Here is an 18,011-nt window from a genome sequence, read left to right on the forward strand (position 1 = left end):
AAACCTTAGGGATATAAATACATCCCTAGGGTTTGAATAGCATAGGGGTTGATGGTTTTTGGAACATTTATTGGAGGTTAATAATCTATCTGTAAGTTTTAAAGTAGAAGAAGGAGAAGTGCAGGCTGTAAGAAATGTATCTTTTAATCTAAAAAAAGGTGAAACACTTGCTATAGTTGGAGAATCTGGTTGTGGGAAATCAGTATTATGTAAGAGTTTGATGAGGATACTCCCATATAATGGATATATTAAAAATGGAGAAATTTTACTTAAATCAAATGACTTGGTTAAAAACTCTGAAAAAGAGATGGAGTCTATCAGAGGGAAGAATATATCAATGATATTTCAAGACCCTATGACATCTCTTAATCCAACTATATCAATAGGAAAGCAAATATCAGAAACTATAGTGATTCATCAAGGTATAAGTAAAAGTGAGGCTAAAAAAAGGGCTTTGGAACTTATTGAATTGGTTGGAATAGATAATCCAGAAAAAAGATTTAAACAATTTCCACATCATTTTTCTGGTGGAATGAGACAACGTATAGTAATAGCTATAGCACTTGCTTGTAATCCAGAAGTATTGATTGCTGATGAACCTACAACAGCTCTAGATGTAACTATACAAGCTCAAATAATTGACCTAATAAAAGATTTACAAGATAAGATAGGTCTATCAATAATATTTATAACTCATGATTTAGGTGTAGTTGCAACTATAGCTAATAGAATAGCAGTCATGTATGCAGGAAAGATTGTAGAAACTGGAACAGTAGAAGATATATTTTATGACCCTAGGCATCCATATACTTGGGGTTTGTTAGGCTCATTACCTACTTTAGATTCACAGGATGATTATTTATATAATATACCTGGAATGCCCCCAAACTTATTGAATCCTCCAAAAGGAGATGCATTTGCAGTAAGGAATAAAAATGCTCTTAAAATAGATTATGAAAAAGAACCACCAATGTTTAAAATTAATGATACACATAGTGCAGCAACTTGGTTATTGCATCCAGATGCACCTAAAGTAGATATACCAGTTAGAGTAAATTGTGGAAGGGTGATTTCTAATGAATAGAGAAAAAATACTAGAAATAAAAAACTTAAAACAATATTTTCATTTGGATAAAAGTACTACTGTAAAAGCTGTTGATGATATAAGTTTTGATATATATAAAGGCGAGATATTTGGATTAGTAGGAGAGTCAGGTTCAGGAAAATCCACAACTGGCAAAACTATAATAAGATTACATGAATCTACTGGTGGAGAAGTAATTTACAAAGGAAATTGTATCTCAGATAAAAAAACGTATAAATTTATAAAAAAAGATGTAAATAAAAGCATGCAGATTATTTTTCAAGATTCTACTTCATCATTAAATCCACGTATGACAATTGCAGATATAATTTCAGAACCACTAAAAATTCAAGGTGTCTGTAAAAATAAAACAGAGAGAATGAATAAAGTATATGAGATGTTAAATCTAGTTGGACTTGATAGAAGTTATGCAAATAAGTATCCTTCTGATTTTTCAGGTGGACAAAGACAGCGTATTGGCATAGCACGAGCTCTTTCAGTAGACCCAGAATTTATAATAGCTGATGAACCTATAGCTTCTTTAGATGTATCTATACAAGCACAAATTGTAAATTTATTTAAGAAATTACAACAAGAAAAGAATTTAACTTGTTTATTTATAGCTCATGATTTATCTATGGTGAGACATATTAGTGACCGTATAGGAGTTATGTATAATGGAAAATTAGTGGAACTAGCAAGTTCAAATGAATTATATAATAATCCTATTCATCCATATACAAAATCTTTACTTTCTGCGATTCCTATTCCTGACCCTAAATATGCTAAGTCAAGAAATAGAGTAGAGTATAATTCTAATGTATGCGACTGTTCAAATGAGAAGTCATTGAGTTGGATTGAAGTTTCAGACGGTCATTTTGTATATTCTTCTAAATCAGAGATAAATAAATATCAAGAAAATTTAAAAGTTGTTTAGTATAAAGTCATTCTAAGTAATGACTAGTTGTTTTAACTATGAATTAAAAGCCTGTTTTTGGATAAATTTTAAAACCATTCCAAAAATAGGTTTTTTTATTCCCATTTTTCAAATATAATAAAATTAAAAACAACAAAAATATATTATTCATAAGATAAAATAAAATTTAAGAATAGATTAATAAGAGATTACAAATGCGGGGGGAGGTTGTAATGATATATAAAAAAGATAAAGTAATGGAAGTTTTAAAAGCATTATATAGGGAAAATGGGAAAGGAATTACAGCTAATCGATTATCAGAAAAAACTGGAATTGCAAGAAACAATATAAGTACATATTTGAACCAATTGTTCAATGAAGGTATGGTTACAAAGATAAAAGGAAAACCAGTATATTATATTCCTGCAAATGTTAGTATTAATGAAGAAGAGTTGCTTGATATAGAAAAAGAAATAAAAATAGAAACTAAAATAAAAAAAGATAGTTTTGAAACCTTAATAGGTAAAACGCAAAGTTTAAGACCTATAATAGAAAAATGTAAAGTTGCAATGCTCTATCCTACAAATGGACTCCATACCATTATCTATGGAGAAACAGGAGTAGGAAAAAGTATGATTGCTAGGTACATGTATGATTATTCTATAGATAGTGGAATTAGAGAAGATAAAGCACCCTTTATAACATTTAACTGTGCAGATTATGCAAATAACCCACAATTACTTATGGGACATGTTTTTGGAGTGGAACAAGGTGCTTACACAGGAGCAGAATCTTCAAGAAAGGGACTTTTAGAAATTGCAAATGGAGGGATATTATTTTTAGATGAAATTCATAGATTACCAGCAGAAGGTCAAGAGATGTTGTTTACTTTTATAGATAAGGGAACATTTAAAAGGTTAGGAGATGCAACTAAGGAAAGAGAGTCCAAGGTATTAATAATATGTGCTACTACAGAAAATCCAACATCAACACTGTTAGATACATTTAATAGAAGAATACCTATGAAAATAGAAATACCTTCATTGAGAAATAGAACCATGATTGAAAGAATGGAATTAGTTAAAAACTTTTTTAAGCAAGAATCAAAAAGTATTTCTATTTCTATAAAAGTACATAGGGAAATAATTAAATCATTACTACTTTATGATTGTAAAAATAATGTAGGTCAACTTCAAAATGATATAAAGTTAGCTGTTGCAAATGGATACTTAAGATATAAAATAAACAATAAAGAGCCAATTTATATAGAGAAAAAATACTTTGATAAGTCGATAAATGAAGTGAATGATGATTATAGAGATAAGTCTATTAAAGCAGATGAAGTTATAACACATGGAATAGAATTCTTTTTATTTACACCATTTGGGGAAGAAGAAATTATTAACTATAATATGAACATTATTAATACAGTAAATTCCAATCTTAATGAGTCTGTAGAAATGAATATAGCAGATAACTCATTATTTAATGATGTTAAATTTAAAAATATGTGTAAAGTAATAAGACAAATTATTAAGGAAGATGAAGAAATAAATATAAACGAATCAATATTTAGGTCAATGGCAATATACATAAAAAATGTATTAGATAAAAATAATTCTACAAACAATATAGACTTAAATCAAATTAGAAGAAATAATAGAAGTGAATTTAGGACAGCCTTGAAAATAGTTGGAATAATTGAGAATGAATTTGATTTATTTTTATCTATAGAAACTGTAGCATATATTACATTATTTATAGTACAAGCTAAAAAAGATGAACAAAATAAAATAATGAATAACTTTAATATCATAGTTACAATGCATGGGGAAACTACAGCAAGTAGTATGGTGAAAGCAGTTAGTGATATTATTGGAGAATGTAATGCTATTTCGTTTGATATGAAGTTGGATAAAAGTTATGAAAGAGTAATTATAGATTTTAAAAGATTGATTAATAACATAGACAATAAAGATATACTACTATTTACAGATATGGGCTCATTAAATTCTTTTGATGAAATTATAAAAAATGAAAAAAAGTGTGATGTAAGAGTAGTTCCTATGGTGACCACATTAACTGTGTTAGAAGCAGTTCAAAAAGCTAACATGGGACTATCATTAAATGATGTATATAATTCCATTGTCAATACAAGAAAGTACTATTTTGGAGCTAATGAAATTCAAAATAAAGAAAACTTATCTAAAACAATTATTATAGCATCGCATGTTTCAGAAGGTGTAGATAACAAGACAAGAAAAATACTAGAAGAAAAAATGAATAGGTATTTAGATGGAATAGATATTATATCTGTACCATATAAAACAGAAAAAGATTTAAGTTTAAATATTGCAAAACTAAAAGAAAGCAGTAATGTTGTAGCATTAATCAATGAACAAAGAATTAATGTTAAAGGGATTGACTATGTCAGCAAAAAAGATATAGATAAAGATGAAAATATAAATAAATTAAAAAATATTATAAAGATAAGTATTGGTTATGATGATGTAGTTGAAGGACTAAGAACATCTTTAAAAAATTCTAATTATAATAGAATATTTAAGGATATAAAATCTGTGTCTGATGAGCTATTTTTGATATTTAATGTAGAAAAAAAATATGACAAAGTAATTGGGCTTATGATGCATTTGGCTTTCATGGTAGATGGATTAATTGGAAATACTAGAGCAATTGAACAGCTTGATAAAGAAAAAGTACTTAATTGTGATAAGGACTTAAGTAAAATAAAAAATATATTATCTCAATTAGATAAAAAATATAATATAGAAATTAATAAAAAAGAATGTTATCAAATATTATTAATATTAGAATATGTATAAATAATAAAAAAGATTACCAATAAGTATAAAAACCTATTTGGTAGTCTTTTTTAGTCTAAAATGACATTAATATTAGACACATAAAAGTAAATTTAGACAAAGTATCTAAGTATTGGCAATAAATATGATTGAAATAATCGCATTTAGAAGTGTCTAAAAAAACTGGCACAATACTTGCTTTGTATTATTTATAAATAATATAAAGAATTAAAATTTAAATCAAAAGGAGTAAATAATATGCAGGAGAAAATATTAAGAGATAAAAAGGCAAATGACCCATGGGCAAGAATGACTACAAGAAACGGATTTAGTGCAGATGAAATAATATCATCATTTCAAAAGGCTATAAGAAGAAATATGGTAGAAGAAGCATGTGAATTTGCTTATGAACTATATATATCATCACCAGAATTAGAAGATAAGTTGTGGAGAAGAATACTTACAATATCAGTTGAGGATATAGGAATGGGAGACCCATCAGCTATAATAATCATAAATAATTTAAATCAAGTAAGAAAGGAATATTCATATGCAGATGGAGATAGACCTTTATTTTTCATACATGCAATAAGATATCTTTGTGCATGTGAAAAAGATAGATCAAGTGACTTATTAAAAAATATAATTATAAAAGGATTTGCAATGGGTAAAGTCCCAGAAATTATGGATGTGGCACTTGATAAACATACATATAGAGGATTAGAAATGGGAAGAGATTCATTCCACTTCTTAAATGAAGCTAGCATAGTAATACCAGAAAAAAAGGTAGATAATGATTATAAAGAAAGATACTTAAAAATATTAGAAGAATATAAGCCAGAAGAAGCTATAGATACAGCTTTTAAATTTAATCACTGGCAGTACTAAGAATTAAAGCAAGAATTAAAGTATAAAACTATAAAATAAAAGAAATTAAATATTGCAGGAGGAATTTATTATGAATATTTTATTAGTATGTGCAAATGGAGCTTCAACAGGAGTACTTGTAGAAAAAATGAAAAGTTTTTGCAGTGAGCATGTAAAGTTAAAAACAAAAACTATAAATATAGATGCAACATCATTTGAAAATTTAAAATCATATATTCAAGTTAATGATATAGATGTAGTTCTTGTAGCTCCTCAAATTAGATTTAAGGAGGAGGATGTAGTTGAAGCTTGTAAAAATTATAAAATAGTAGTTGGTGTAATAGATACTAAACATTATGGTCGTATGGATGCCCCTTCTGTTATGAAGTCGGCAATCGAGCTATATAAAAATAGATAATTAGGGAGAGGATAAACATGGAAGCACTTCAAAATAATTTGAGAAAATTTCTTCTTCCAATAGCACAAAAGATTGAAAAGCAGAGGCATCTTCAAGCTATAAAAGAAGGCATGATAAGCATCACCCCAATAATAATTGTTGGCTCTTTAAGTATGCTATTTGTAGCTCTAAATAATATGTTACCTGAAGGAAGTGTAAAAACGTTATTATCTGAGAATATGGATACATTACTTATTCCAAATAAATTTACTATGAGCTTATTATCTATATACTCAGCCTTTTTTATAGCTCAAGCATTGGCTAAAAAATATAATCTTAATCATGTGGAAATAGGTATGACAGCCGTTATAGCACAACTTGTTGTATGTGGGCAAATAGTAGATGGTGCATTAGATACAAGTTATTTAGATGCTCAAGGTTTATTTGTAAGTATACTAATAGCACTTTTAGTAGTTGATATTACTAAGTTTATGAATGATAAAAATCTTGTAATTAGATTTCCAAAAGAAGTACCAAGTGTAGTAAATAAAAGTTTTAGAAATTTAACACCAATGATAGTATGTATAATGTTATTTACAGCAATAGCAGCAGTAACTAAAAATATACTAGGTCAGCCATTACCAGCTATTATAATGAATTTCTTAGCACCAGCTATAAGCAGTTTAGACAATGTTTTTGCAGTAATTATAATACTTTTTATAACTCAATTGTTATGGTTCTTTGGGCTTCATGGAGCAGCAATAACTTCAAGTATATGGATGCCAATAGCAGCTACATATATGGCAGAAAATGCGACACTAATAGCAGCTGGAGGAGACCCAAAACATGTGTTTACAATAGGGTTTTACTATGGTTTCTTACAAGTAACTGGGTCAGGAATAACTTTAGGACTAGTATATCTTATGTCGAGAAGTAAGAGTAAGAGTCTAAATAGTATGGGAAAAGTTGTGCTATTACCATCATTATTTGGGATAAATGAGCCAGTAATATTTGGAACACCAATAGTTATGAATCCATATATGTTTGTACCATTTGTATTTGGACCTGTGCTAGTTGGAGCACTTAACTTTATGGCTTTAAAATTAGGATTAGTAGGATTACCTATTGCAGAACCTCCAGGATTTTTGCCTCCAGGAGTTGCAGCTTTTTTAATGACATTAGACTGGAAGGCTATAGTATTAGTATTTGCAAGTATAATACTTATGACCTTGATATATTATCCATTCTTTAAGATAATGGAGAAAGAGGAATTAAACAAAAATGCAGAATTAGCTACGGAATTAAGTGACGATAGCTTTGATTTTTAACTAGTCATTAGAAGGAGAAGGATATGATACCTGAAATAGAAGAAAAAGTATTTAGCATAATATCAGAATCGGGAGATGCTAAAAGTGATGTGATGATGTCCCTTAAAGAAATAAAAAAAGGTGACTATGATAAAGCTAAAAAACTTTTAGACTCAGCATCAGAAAAAATACAAACAGCATCAAAGAATCATTTAGAATTACTATCAAATGCTATGAACAGTGAAGATAGTGGAACTAATTTTTTAGTTGTACATTCTGAAGACCATTATTCAAATGCTTTGTTTGCTCACTCTTTAGTATCTGAGCTTGTAGACATATTTGAAATAATGGACCCAAGAAATGATAAGAATTAATTTTCATATAAATAGTGCTTGAAGTTTGGCTATAGTTTATTAATTTGGCAAATTTAATAAATGAACTCCCTTTTGCTTTAAAGTACTAGTATTTATAAAGTTATTTATAAATATAGTAAATTTTTAAATAGAAAAGGAGAAATTGTTATGGAGAAGTTTTCAGTAGTAATAGCTGGTGGAGGAAGTACATATACTCCAGAAATCATATTAATGTTGTTAGATAATCTAGATAGGTTACCATTAAGAGCTATTAAATTGTATGACAACGATGAAGAAAGACAAAATAAAGTAGCTAAAGCCTGTGAAATATTAATAAAAGAAAAGGACCCTACTATAGAGTATTTAGCAACAACATCCCCTGAAGAAGCTTATACAGATGTAGACTTTTGTTTGGCTCATATAAGAGTGGGAAAACTTGAAATGAGAGAATTAGATGAAAAAATACCTCTAAGACATGGGATAGTTGGTCAAGAAACATGTGGACCAGGTGGAATAGCTTATGGAATGAGGTCCATAGAAGGTGTGCTTGAAAATATAGACTATATGGAAAAGTATTCTCCAAATTGCTGGATGTTAAATTATTCTAATCCAGCATCCATAATAGCAGAAGCTGTTAGAAGGTTAAGACCTACTTCTAGAGTAATAAATATCTGTGACATGCCAATAGGTATGGAGCATAGTATAGCAAAGATTGCGGGGCTTGAATCTAGAAAAGATATGGATATAAGATATTTTGGATTAAATCATTTTGGTTGGTATACTTCAATTAAAGACAAAGAAGGAAATGAACTTTTGCTAAAATTAGTAGAGCATATAAAAGAGTATGGATTTATAAATGGTGAAGAAGGAATGAAAAATGATAAGAAGGATAGCTGGTTTGAAACTAATTTATTTACTAGAGAAATAGTAAAAACAGATTTGACTACAATACCAAGTAGTTACTTAAAGTACTATCTATTCCCAGATTATGTTGTAAATCATTCTGACGTAAATTACACTCGTGCTAATGAAGTAATTAATGGAAGAGAAAAAGAAGTATTTAGCTCATGTGCATTAATAGAAAAGCAAGGGCATTCTAATGGCAGTGGACTTGAGATAGGAATACATGCAGAGTTTATAGTTGATTTAGCTACAGCTCTAGCTTTTAATACTCATGAGCGTATGTTATTAATAGTTCAAAATAATGGAGCTATAGAAAATATACAATCTGATGCGATGGTTGAGATTCCATGTATAGTTGGAAAAGATGGGTATGAACCATTATCAATAGGAAAAATACCAACGTTTCAAAAGGGCTTAATGGAACAACAATTAGCAGTTGAAAAGTTAGTGGTTGATGCTTGGATTGAAAAATCATATAATAAACTTTGGCAAGCACTTATGCTATCTAAAACAGTTCCAAGTGCAACAGTAGCAAAAGAACTATTAGATGATTTAATAAAAGCAAATAAAAATTATTGGCCAGAACTTAACTAAGAATAATATATGGTTTTTTAGAATATTTAATTTATAAAGGTGTTAGCTTTAGAAGCTTTCACCTTTATTATTATTTAAAAATTTTACTATTAAAGTAATAACAAATTGCATATTATTTTTATAAAGGTTTCTATAAAATACTTAAAATAATTCTATACTTTGTCTTTAAATATAATAATATTAAAAAATTTACACTTTTAACAGGATTTATGTAAGTGTTTATAGAAATAAATAAACATGTACATAATACATAATTATTTTACAATCCTAAAATATGAGAATGGAGAGATGGCTATGAAGTGGAGAGATTATGCTGATGATGTAAATTTATTTGAGGATTTTGATAAAAGTATCAAGCCTCTAACTGACGAACAAAGAAAGAAAAATATAAACACTTTAATTGCATATTTTTCAAAAGAAATTCCTTCTAAAATATACAATTTATCAAATGACGAAATTAAGCCTAGAGATATACTTAGAGGACTTTTGAATGTATATCCACCAAAAGAAATTGCTCCAGAAATACTTAATATGTTACATAATTTATTGTTAATTGAATGTGAAGAAAGAGAGTTAGTAGATGTAAATGATATAGAAGAAGTAGAGGAAGGTATTGCTATATGGAGAGGTAATATAACAAGTTTAAAAGCAGATGCAATAGTGAATGCTGCAAATAATAAGCTATTAGGATGCTTACAACCATTACATTTATGTGTAGATAATGAGATACATTCATGTGCAGGTCCTAGGCTTAGAGAAGATTGTGATAAAATAATAAAAAAACAAGGTCATTTAGAATATACTGGAGATGCTAAAATAACAAGAGGTTATTGCCTACCTTCAAAATTTGTAGTACATACTGTTGGTCCTATTGTATCTGGTGGTCAACCAAGTAAAGAACAAGAAAAGCAACTACTTCATTGCTACAAATCATGTTTAAACACAATAAAAGAAATTGATGAAATAAAAAATATTGTTTTTTGTGGAATTTCTACAGGAGTATTTGGGTATCCAAAAAAAGAAGCAGCTAATCTTGCTGTAAGCAGAGTTAGATTATGGTTAAAAGAAAATCCTGAGAAAAACTTAAAAGTTGTATTTAATGTGTTTACTGAAGAGGAAGAAGAAAAATACAGAAGAATATTTAAATAATATTATATAATAAAATTCTAAAAATCTTTATTATATAATATAATAATTTATTAATACTAAATAAAATTTGTAATTTTAGTACATTAATGGGTATAATAGAAATCATAAGGGTAATATAAGTAATTGTTCTATTACTTAAAAATATAATCTAGGAAATTGTATGGTAAATAAATATGAAAAATAATTTTAAAAATTATATTAATTTAAGCGATAAAGTTATAATTATATCAGTTGTGTTTCTGTTAATTCTATTAATTGTATCTTATATATTTGGTAAATTAGTTTATGATAGCTCAGTTGGTTCAGAACAACTAATAAAAAAAGAAGATGTGATAAAAGTATTTTCTAAGAGAAAAGATAAGCCTCTAGAGAAATTAAAAAACTATAAGACAGATGAATTAATGATACAAAGTTCTAATAATTACAAACTTGAAAGTATTTTTATAACGTCAAATATAAAGACGAAAGATACTATTATACTTGTTCATGGAATAGGAAGTTGCCACTATGAAATGCTAAAGGTAGCATATGGATACTTAGATAAAGGTTATAATGTATTAATTTATAATCAAAGAAACACAGGTAATAGTGGAGGCGATAATTATACATTTGGCCTTTATGAAAGGTATGATTTAGATAGTTTAGTTAAATTTATAAAAAATAAATTTCCAGATGGAAGATTAGGAATACATGGATTTTCTATGGGTGCAGGAACAGCTGCTATGCATACAGAGATAAACTCTAAAAATAGAGATGTGGATTTTTATATATTGGATTCTCCTTATTCTGAAATGAGAGAAGCGATTAGAATGGGAGTAATAGAAAAGCGCATACCAAAGGTATTAGTCGATTATGTAATAACATGTGGAGATTTATACAATAAGTTTAAATCTGGATTTTGGTACAGTGATGTAAGACCAGATGAGGCAGTTAAAAAGTCTAATGTCCCTATACTATTTATACATGGAACAGAAGATAATGTCTGTGATTATAGAAATAGCCAAAAAATGTATGATTTAGTTAAACACGATAAAAAAGAGATATGGCTTATAGAAGGTGTTGGTCATGTTGATGGATATGAGCATGATAAAACAGTATATTTCAATAAAATTTTTAAATTTATAGATAGTAATGTTGTTAATGATAAAAATTAATTGCATATTAATAGCTTATTTATTTTGGTATTTATCAAAAATAGATAAGCTATTTTTATGTTGAAATATAAATAATGTTTAGTAATGTGAATTAATTTCTAGTAAAAATGAAAATAACTACCAATTAAATTCATTTATACCTCAAATGAAAGAGTTAGTATTATATTACAATAAAATCTAAAGAAAAGAGAGGTAGTATATATGAAAAACAAAGATAATAAAGATAAAGACATGTTGAATATGAAAGTGTTAAGGGGGTTAGGATTACTATTAATACTTTTTGATTATACAGGAGATACTTTAAACTTTTATAATTTCTTTGCAAAACCATTGGTATCGGGAAGTTTATATCAGCTAGGAGGTACTGATTATATTGTATTTTTGTTATTTATTGTAGAATGTATATACCTAGTGGGAAGATATATCTTAAAAGTTAAAATAAATTGGTGTAAAGTTATTGAAAATGAAAAGGATACTTTTATAAATAATTTATTAGTTGAAAAAATACAAGAAGAAAGCAATATTGTATATAATGTATTAAATTCATACATATTGCCACATATATATAATAAAGGAAGAGTGTTGCTTGTTAGAATACATCATATGCTAATCTATGTTAAGGAAAAGTACTATTATGTGAATATCTATTAAATGTAATAGTACTATGAAATTCACTATATTGAAATTTGTATTAACTGCTAAATTTAATATGGTAAATATTTTTAAAAATGCACAAAAAATCGCAATTTATTTTGACCTTAAGTTATAAGTTTTGTGAAAAATTATAAGTCTTATGAAATAGATTGCGATTTTGATTCTATACTTCTGCTATGATTTTACCTGTATCAGTTAAGTCATACCCACCAAGACCTTGAAGTTCAGCCTTAAATTCAACTGAGTTTATTATGTTAATTATGGTTTGGTAAACTGGATTTTGTAAGTCTTCTTTTTTGATGACTAAATCATAACGTTCCTTGTGAAGAGGAATAAAGTCAATATTATTTACTTGTAATGCTGCTTTTTCATTCCCTAAACCAACATCAGCTATTCCACGAGAAACAGTACTTGCAACACCAAGGTGTGATAATTCTTCATTGTCATAACCTTTTATATAGTTACCATTAAAATTTAGAAGTCTAAGTTTACCATCAAGTAAAACTCTAGTACCAGCACCCTTTTCTCTGTTGACAAGAGTTATGTTTGGTCTAATTAAGTCTTCCCAAGCTTTTATTTCTTTAGGATTACCTTTAGCAACATAAAAACCTTGCATTCTGTAAGCTAAATTTATAAGAACACATGGGATTCCTGGCAATAGTTTTTTAACAAAAGTGCTATTATATTCATCTGTTTCAAAATCCCATAGATGAGATGATGCTATAGAAACCCTACCATTATATAATTCATATAAAGCATTATAACTACCTATATAAGAGCGAAATGTATTTACTCCATCTAATTTTTTTTCAACAGACCTAGCTAAAATGTCTAATATTACATCTTGACCAGAAATAATAACTTTAAAATTATTATTTATAGATATATTTTTATTGTTAAATTGTGTATCTTTTATTTTACCAGTCTTTTGACTATTGATATATTCTTCAACATCTTTAATATCAACTCTTATTTTTTTCCCTACTTTATAAGAAGGAAGTTCACCTCTTTTGATTAATTCATATACAGTATTTTTTGTTATCTTTAATAATTCAGCTACCTCGACAGGCGTCAAAGATGATAATGAGTCCATAATACACCTCCATATAAGGTTATTTTAACATTAAAAAAAGAAAAATGTAGGAAAATATTTAAAAGTAATATAAATAATTTACTTGAAAATTTATTAGTAGGTATATATAATTAAGTTATACGTAACAAAACATGATAAAACATGATAAAACATATTGAAATGTGTATCAAATTTACAAAAAGGGAGATTGTTATGAAAAAAATATTGGGAATATTAGGGCTAGTTGCATGCTTAACTTTGGGGACAGTTGGATGCAATAGTAATGAAAGCAAGAAAGATGATGAAAAACAAGAAAAAACAAATAAAAGTAGTGATACAGTAGAGTTAAACATATCGGCTGCTGCAAGTTTAAAAGAAGCAATGGCAAAGCTTGAAGAAGAATACAAAAAAGTTGATTCAAATGTAAAACTTATAGTTAACTATGGAGCATCAGGCTCGTTACAACAACAGATAGAACAAGGAGCACCATGTGATTTATTCATTTCAGCAGGACAAAAACAAATGAAGGCATTGGATGAAGAAAAGTTATTAGTTTCTGATACAACGAAAGACTTAGTAAAAAATGATTTAGTTCTTATTTCTTCTACTGATAGTGATGTGTCTAGTATGAAAGATTTGACATCGGATAAAGTAAAGAAAATTGCTGTTGGTGAAGCTGAAAGTGTTCCAGCAGGGAAATATGCAGATGAAGTATTAACTAATTTAGATTTAAAAGATAAATTAAAAGACAAGTTAGTATTTGCAAAAGATGTAAAAGAAGTTTTAGCATGGGTACAATCAGGAAATGCTGACGTTGGATTCGTTTACTTTAGTGATACTGTTAATAATGATAAGATAAAAGTAGTTGAAAAAACAGATGAAAAAACTCATTCACCTATTACATATCCAGTTTCAGTAATTAAAGCTAGTAAAAATGTAGATGCGGCTAAGAAATTTGAAGAGTTTTTGTTAAGTGATGCAGGTCAAAAGATTTTTGAAGAATTTGGGTACAAAAAAGTAGAATAAGTTTACAAATAAGTTATGTATATTAAGTATAAATTATATATAAATAAATGAAAATTGAAAATAATTGTATATTATAATAAAATGGAAATAGTGAAGTTAATAGACATATTAATTTCACTATTTCCATTTAAAATTAAGGAGGGAAAAATGGGAACAGATTGGTCGCCTTTATGGATATCACTTAAGACATCTTTTTTGTCAACAGTGATAACTTTTATAATAGGAATATTTGTGTCATATATTATGGCTAATTATAGAGGCAAGTGGAAGGGTCTTATAGATGGGTTATTTACACTCCCATTGATTTTGCCACCAACAGTTGTAGGCTTCTTTTTATTATTGCTATGTGGAAAAAATGGTTTTGTAGGTAAGTTTTTGTTAAGTTTTGATAAGACTTTAATATTTAGTTGGACAGCAACTGTAATTTCAGCAGTAGTGGTGTCTTTTCCTATGATGTACAGAACTTCAAGGTCAGCATTTGAACAGATTGATAATAATATGTTGTCAGCTGCGAGAACATTAGGTCTTAATGAATGGAAAGTGTTTTTTAAGATTGCAGTTCCATTAGCATGGCCTGGAATAATTGGTGGACTGGTGTTGTCATTTGCTAGGGCTCTTGGAGAATTTGGAGCAACACTTATGGTAGCTGGTAATATACCTGGAAAAACTCAAACTATGCCAATAGCTATATTTTTTGCTGTGGAAGGTGGAGATATGAATAAAGCTATGATGTGGGTTATGATTATTGTAGTGATATCTATAGCAATGATTTTATTGTTAAATTATTGGTCTGAATTTCAGCAGAAAATTATAGGAAAGAGGTGTAGATAATTGAGCTTATATGTAGATATTGAAAAAGATTTATCCTCTTTTAAATTAAAGGTAAAAATTGAACAAGAAAAAGGAATTTTAGGTTTTCTAGGAGAATCTGGTTCTGGAAAAAGTATGACACTAAAATGTATAGCAGGGCTTGAAAAACCAACAAAAGGTAAGATTGTATTAAACGATATAGTATTGTTTGATTCTGAAAAAAAGATAAATTTGTCAACTCAAGAAAGAAAAGTAGGTTTTCTATTTCAAAACTATGCTTTGTTTCCACATATGACTGTAAGCCAAAATATTGAGCTTGGACTTTTAAAACTGAGTAAGGATGAAAAAAAGGAAATAGTAGAAAGATACTTAGATATACTTAAATTGAATGGGTTTGAGAGGAGATATCCTTGGCAATTATCTGGCGGTCAGCAACAAAGAGTAGCATTAGCTAGAGCATTGGCAACATCTCCAGATATATTACTTCTAGATGAGCCGTTTTCAGCACTAGACCATCATTTAAGAAGTAATATGGAAAAAGAACTTATGAATATGCTAAAGGATTATAAAGGAGACATATTATTTGTCACTCATGACATTGAGGAAGCTTATAGAGTTTGTGATGATATTATGGTATACAACAAAGGGGAAGGCCTTCCAAAAAGACCTAAAAAAGAGTTATTTGAATCCCCAAGATACCTTATGGAAGCAAAGATAACAGGATGTAAAAATATATCTCAATTAAACAGAATAGATGAAAATACTGTTTATGCTACAGATTGGGGATGCGAGTTGACATTAAATAGAGAAATAGGCGATAATATAGAATATGTGGGAATCAGAGAGCATCATATTAATGTCTTGGATTCTAATGAAGATTTAAGTGGAAAGCTATGTTTTGAATTGATTAACATTATAGAAAATCCATTTACATATACTATATACGTTAGAAAACAGGACTTATCTAACCAGTATATGCCTATTCAAATAGAATTAGAAAAAAGTAAAATGAGATTTAAAAATGGAGACAGCATTTATTTAGATTTTCCACAGGAATATTTATTTTGCTTTAGAAACAATTATAACGAAAAGGAGTAAATTATATGACTGAAAAAGAAAAAATGTTGTCAGGCAAAGGCTATTATGCAAGTGATAAAATTCTAGTAAAAGAAAGAGAGAAATGTAAAAGATTAACTAGACTATTTAATAATACTTTAGAGGATGAATATGAGAAAAGAGAAGAAATTTTAAGTGAGCTATTTGGTTCAGTAGGTAGTAAAATAAATGTAGAACAAAATATAAGATGTGATTATGGATATAACATCCATGTAGGTGAAAATTTTTTTGCAAATTATGATTGTATCTTTTTAGATGTATGTAAAATAGAAATTGGTGATAATGTAATGCTAGCGCCCAATGTTCAAATCTATACAGCTTATCATCCAATGGATGCACAACTTAGAAATTCGGGTATAGAGTATGGTTCCCCTGTAAAGATAGGTAATAATGTATGGATAGGTGGTGGAGTAATCATAACTCCAGGTATTACTATAGGTGATAACGTAGTAATAGGTGCAGGAAGTGTTGTGACAAAAGATATTCCATCAGATACTGTGGCTGTTGGAAATCCATGCAGAGTAATAAAGAAAATAGAGGACTAAATATTGATTATATAAAGCCTGGAAAAGTAAAGTCTATAAAAATAAATTAAGAATGTTTATACATAATTTTGAGTAGAAAAGATACTAAAGTAAAAATATATGCCTGTTTCTTGTTTTAAAAAACTTATAGAAACAGGCATAGTAATTATAGAGAAAATATATTTAATTTTATATCGTTCAAACTAGAGTAGTCAAATTATTTATTTTCAGTCTTAACGTAAACTATATTATTGTCGGAAGGTTTATCTATAGAAAGTGCTTTTAATATATCTTCATTAATAATTAAATTAGTTTCATCCAAACTTGTTATAGGCATATCTGAAACTTTAGATTCTCCTTTTAGTACTTTGACAGCCATCTCACCAGTTTTATAGCCCAATTTTTCGTAATTTATACCTTGGCAAGCCAATGCTCCTCCTTTTACCATTCCTTCTTCTGCTGCTATTATAGGGATTTTATTTTTAGTAGCAAGTTCAGATACTATAGGCATAGAAGATGCAAGTAAATTGTCTGTAGGAGCATAAATAACATCAACATTTCCCATTAGGCTAGAAGCTGCTTGATTTATTTCGCTAGAAGAACTAATTCCCTTTTCAACAATTTTAAGCCCTTTATTAGTAGCATATTTTTTCAAATTATCAACTTGAACTTTAGAATTTACTTCACTAGTATTGTATATGACACCTATAGTTTTTGCTTTGGGACCTAGTACATCAAGAGCTTCCATACTTTTTTCAATCGGTGTAAAATTAGAAGTTCCAGAAACATTTTTACCTGGCTTATCTAAAGAATCTGCAAATCCAGCAGAGACAGGGTCAGTTACAGCAGTGATAAGTATAGGTATATCTTTAGTTGCATTATATGCAGCCTGAGCAGATGGTGTAGATATAGCAAATATCAAGTCCTTTTTATCAGATACGAATTTACTTGCTATGGTCTGCGTAGTAGGCATATCATTTTGAGCATTTTGGTAATCTATTTCTATATTTTTACCATCCTTAAAACCATTATCCTCTAAAGCTTTAACAAAGCCTTCTTTAGATGCATCTAAAGCTTGGTGTTCAACTAATTGTGTAATACCAATTTTTTTTATATCATTGTTTTTGCTGGATGATTCATCTAAATCACCTTCATTATTCTTAGAGCAACCTGTAATGGTAGATATACTAAGAACACCAATCAAAGTTAAATTTATTAGTTTACTTCGTTTCATTTTGACCACTCCCTCAAAAAATCTATTAT

Annotated in this window: 17 protein-coding genes; 15 read left to right on the forward strand and 2 right to left on the reverse strand. The window is 28.4% G+C overall.

All coding sequences use genetic code 11. The features are described 5' to 3' along the window. The first annotated feature begins 58 nt into the window (after positions 1-58). The 11 genes from ACTG46_RS04690 (at position 59) to ACTG46_RS04740 (ending at position 12,197) form a co-directional block, all read left to right on the forward strand. On the forward strand, positions 59-1,084 hold the full coding sequence (locus tag ACTG46_RS04690) for an ABC transporter ATP-binding protein (RefSeq protein ID WP_479923692.1): 1,026 nt from the start codon (positions 59-61) through the stop codon (positions 1,082-1,084). Beyond that, positions 1,077-2,021 (forward strand): ABC transporter ATP-binding protein, encoded by a 945-nt coding sequence (locus ACTG46_RS04695; RefSeq protein ID WP_407963483.1) that lies wholly within the window; start codon positions 1,077-1,079, stop codon positions 2,019-2,021. The genes ACTG46_RS04690 and ACTG46_RS04695 overlap by 8 nt, the downstream gene beginning before the upstream one ends. Before the next feature lie 212 nt (positions 2,022-2,233). Beyond that, positions 2,234-4,843, forward strand: a complete 2,610-nt coding sequence (locus ACTG46_RS04700; RefSeq protein WP_479923693.1) for a sigma 54-interacting transcriptional regulator — start codon at positions 2,234-2,236, stop codon at positions 4,841-4,843. 237 nt (positions 4,844-5,080) lie between these two features. Beyond that, positions 5,081-5,710 carry a hypothetical protein gene (locus ACTG46_RS04705; protein ID WP_054269482.1) on the forward strand — a complete coding sequence of 210 codons (630 nt, stop codon included), beginning with the start codon at positions 5,081-5,083 and terminating at the stop codon, positions 5,708-5,710. A gap of 70 nt (positions 5,711-5,780) precedes the next feature. After that, complete coding sequence (locus ACTG46_RS04710; protein WP_054269483.1) at positions 5,781-6,107, forward strand: PTS sugar transporter subunit IIB; 327 nt, start codon at positions 5,781-5,783, stop codon at positions 6,105-6,107. A 17-nt stretch (positions 6,108-6,124) separates the two neighbouring features. Continuing rightward, complete coding sequence (locus ACTG46_RS04715; RefSeq protein WP_054269484.1) at positions 6,125-7,414, forward strand: PTS sugar transporter subunit IIC; 1,290 nt, start codon at positions 6,125-6,127, stop codon at positions 7,412-7,414. Positions 7,415-7,437: 23 nt separating this feature from the next. Next, positions 7,438-7,767: a PTS lactose/cellobiose transporter subunit IIA gene (locus tag ACTG46_RS04720; protein WP_054269485.1), complete on the forward strand. Its 330-nt coding sequence runs from the start codon at positions 7,438-7,440 to the stop codon at positions 7,765-7,767. A 147-nt stretch (positions 7,768-7,914) separates the two neighbouring features. Then, complete coding sequence (locus ACTG46_RS04725) at positions 7,915-9,243, forward strand: 6-phospho-alpha-glucosidase (RefSeq protein WP_479923694.1); 1,329 nt, start codon at positions 7,915-7,917, stop codon at positions 9,241-9,243. A gap of 294 nt (positions 9,244-9,537) precedes the next feature. Further along, a complete protein-coding gene (locus ACTG46_RS04730; RefSeq protein WP_074178294.1) occupies positions 9,538-10,392 on the forward strand; it encodes a protein-ADP-ribose hydrolase in 855 nt (284 codons plus the stop codon). A gap of 173 nt (positions 10,393-10,565) precedes the next feature. Then, positions 10,566-11,546 carry an alpha/beta hydrolase gene (locus tag ACTG46_RS04735; protein WP_479923695.1) on the forward strand — a complete coding sequence of 327 codons (981 nt, stop codon included), beginning with the start codon at positions 10,566-10,568 and terminating at the stop codon, positions 11,544-11,546. 201 nt (positions 11,547-11,747) lie between these two features. Continuing rightward, positions 11,748-12,197 (forward strand): hypothetical protein, encoded by a 450-nt coding sequence (locus tag ACTG46_RS04740; protein WP_074178292.1) that lies wholly within the window; start codon positions 11,748-11,750, stop codon positions 12,195-12,197. Between the two features lie 166 nt (positions 12,198-12,363). Here the strand turns inward: ACTG46_RS04740 and ACTG46_RS04745 are convergent, their stop codons facing one another. After that, positions 12,364-13,293 carry a substrate-binding domain-containing protein gene (locus tag ACTG46_RS04745; RefSeq protein ID WP_407812107.1) on the reverse strand — a complete coding sequence of 310 codons (930 nt, stop codon included), beginning with the start codon at positions 13,291-13,293 and terminating at the stop codon, positions 12,364-12,366. Positions 13,294-13,485: 192 nt separating this feature from the next. Here ACTG46_RS04745 and modA point away from each other — a divergent pair, with 192 nt between their 5' ends. The 4 genes from modA (at position 13,486) to ACTG46_RS04765 (ending at position 16,769) form a co-directional block, all read left to right on the forward strand. Then, positions 13,486-14,298 (forward strand): molybdate ABC transporter substrate-binding protein, encoded by an 813-nt coding sequence (gene modA, locus ACTG46_RS04750; protein WP_054269491.1) that lies wholly within the window; start codon positions 13,486-13,488, stop codon positions 14,296-14,298. 147 nt (positions 14,299-14,445) lie between these two features. Then, positions 14,446-15,129 carry a molybdate ABC transporter permease subunit gene (modB, locus tag ACTG46_RS04755; RefSeq protein WP_054269492.1) on the forward strand — a complete coding sequence of 228 codons (684 nt, stop codon included), beginning with the start codon at positions 14,446-14,448 and terminating at the stop codon, positions 15,127-15,129. Then, the gene (locus ACTG46_RS04760) at positions 15,130-16,206 is read left to right on the forward strand and encodes a sulfate/molybdate ABC transporter ATP-binding protein (protein ID WP_054269493.1); all 1,077 of its coding nucleotides are present in this window, start codon (positions 15,130-15,132) and stop codon (positions 16,204-16,206) included. Positions 16,207-16,211: 5 nt separating this feature from the next. Continuing rightward, positions 16,212-16,769, forward strand: a complete 558-nt coding sequence (locus ACTG46_RS04765; RefSeq protein ID WP_054269494.1) for a sugar O-acetyltransferase — start codon at positions 16,212-16,214, stop codon at positions 16,767-16,769. Positions 16,770-16,965: 196 nt separating this feature from the next. Here the strand turns inward: ACTG46_RS04765 and ACTG46_RS04770 are convergent, their stop codons facing one another. Continuing rightward, complete coding sequence (locus ACTG46_RS04770) at positions 16,966-17,982, reverse strand: ABC transporter substrate-binding protein (protein WP_479923696.1); 1,017 nt, start codon at positions 17,980-17,982, stop codon at positions 16,966-16,968. Positions 17,983-18,011 lie beyond the last annotated feature (29 nt).

Source organism: Clostridioides sp. LIBA-7678, from assembly GCF_056716065.1.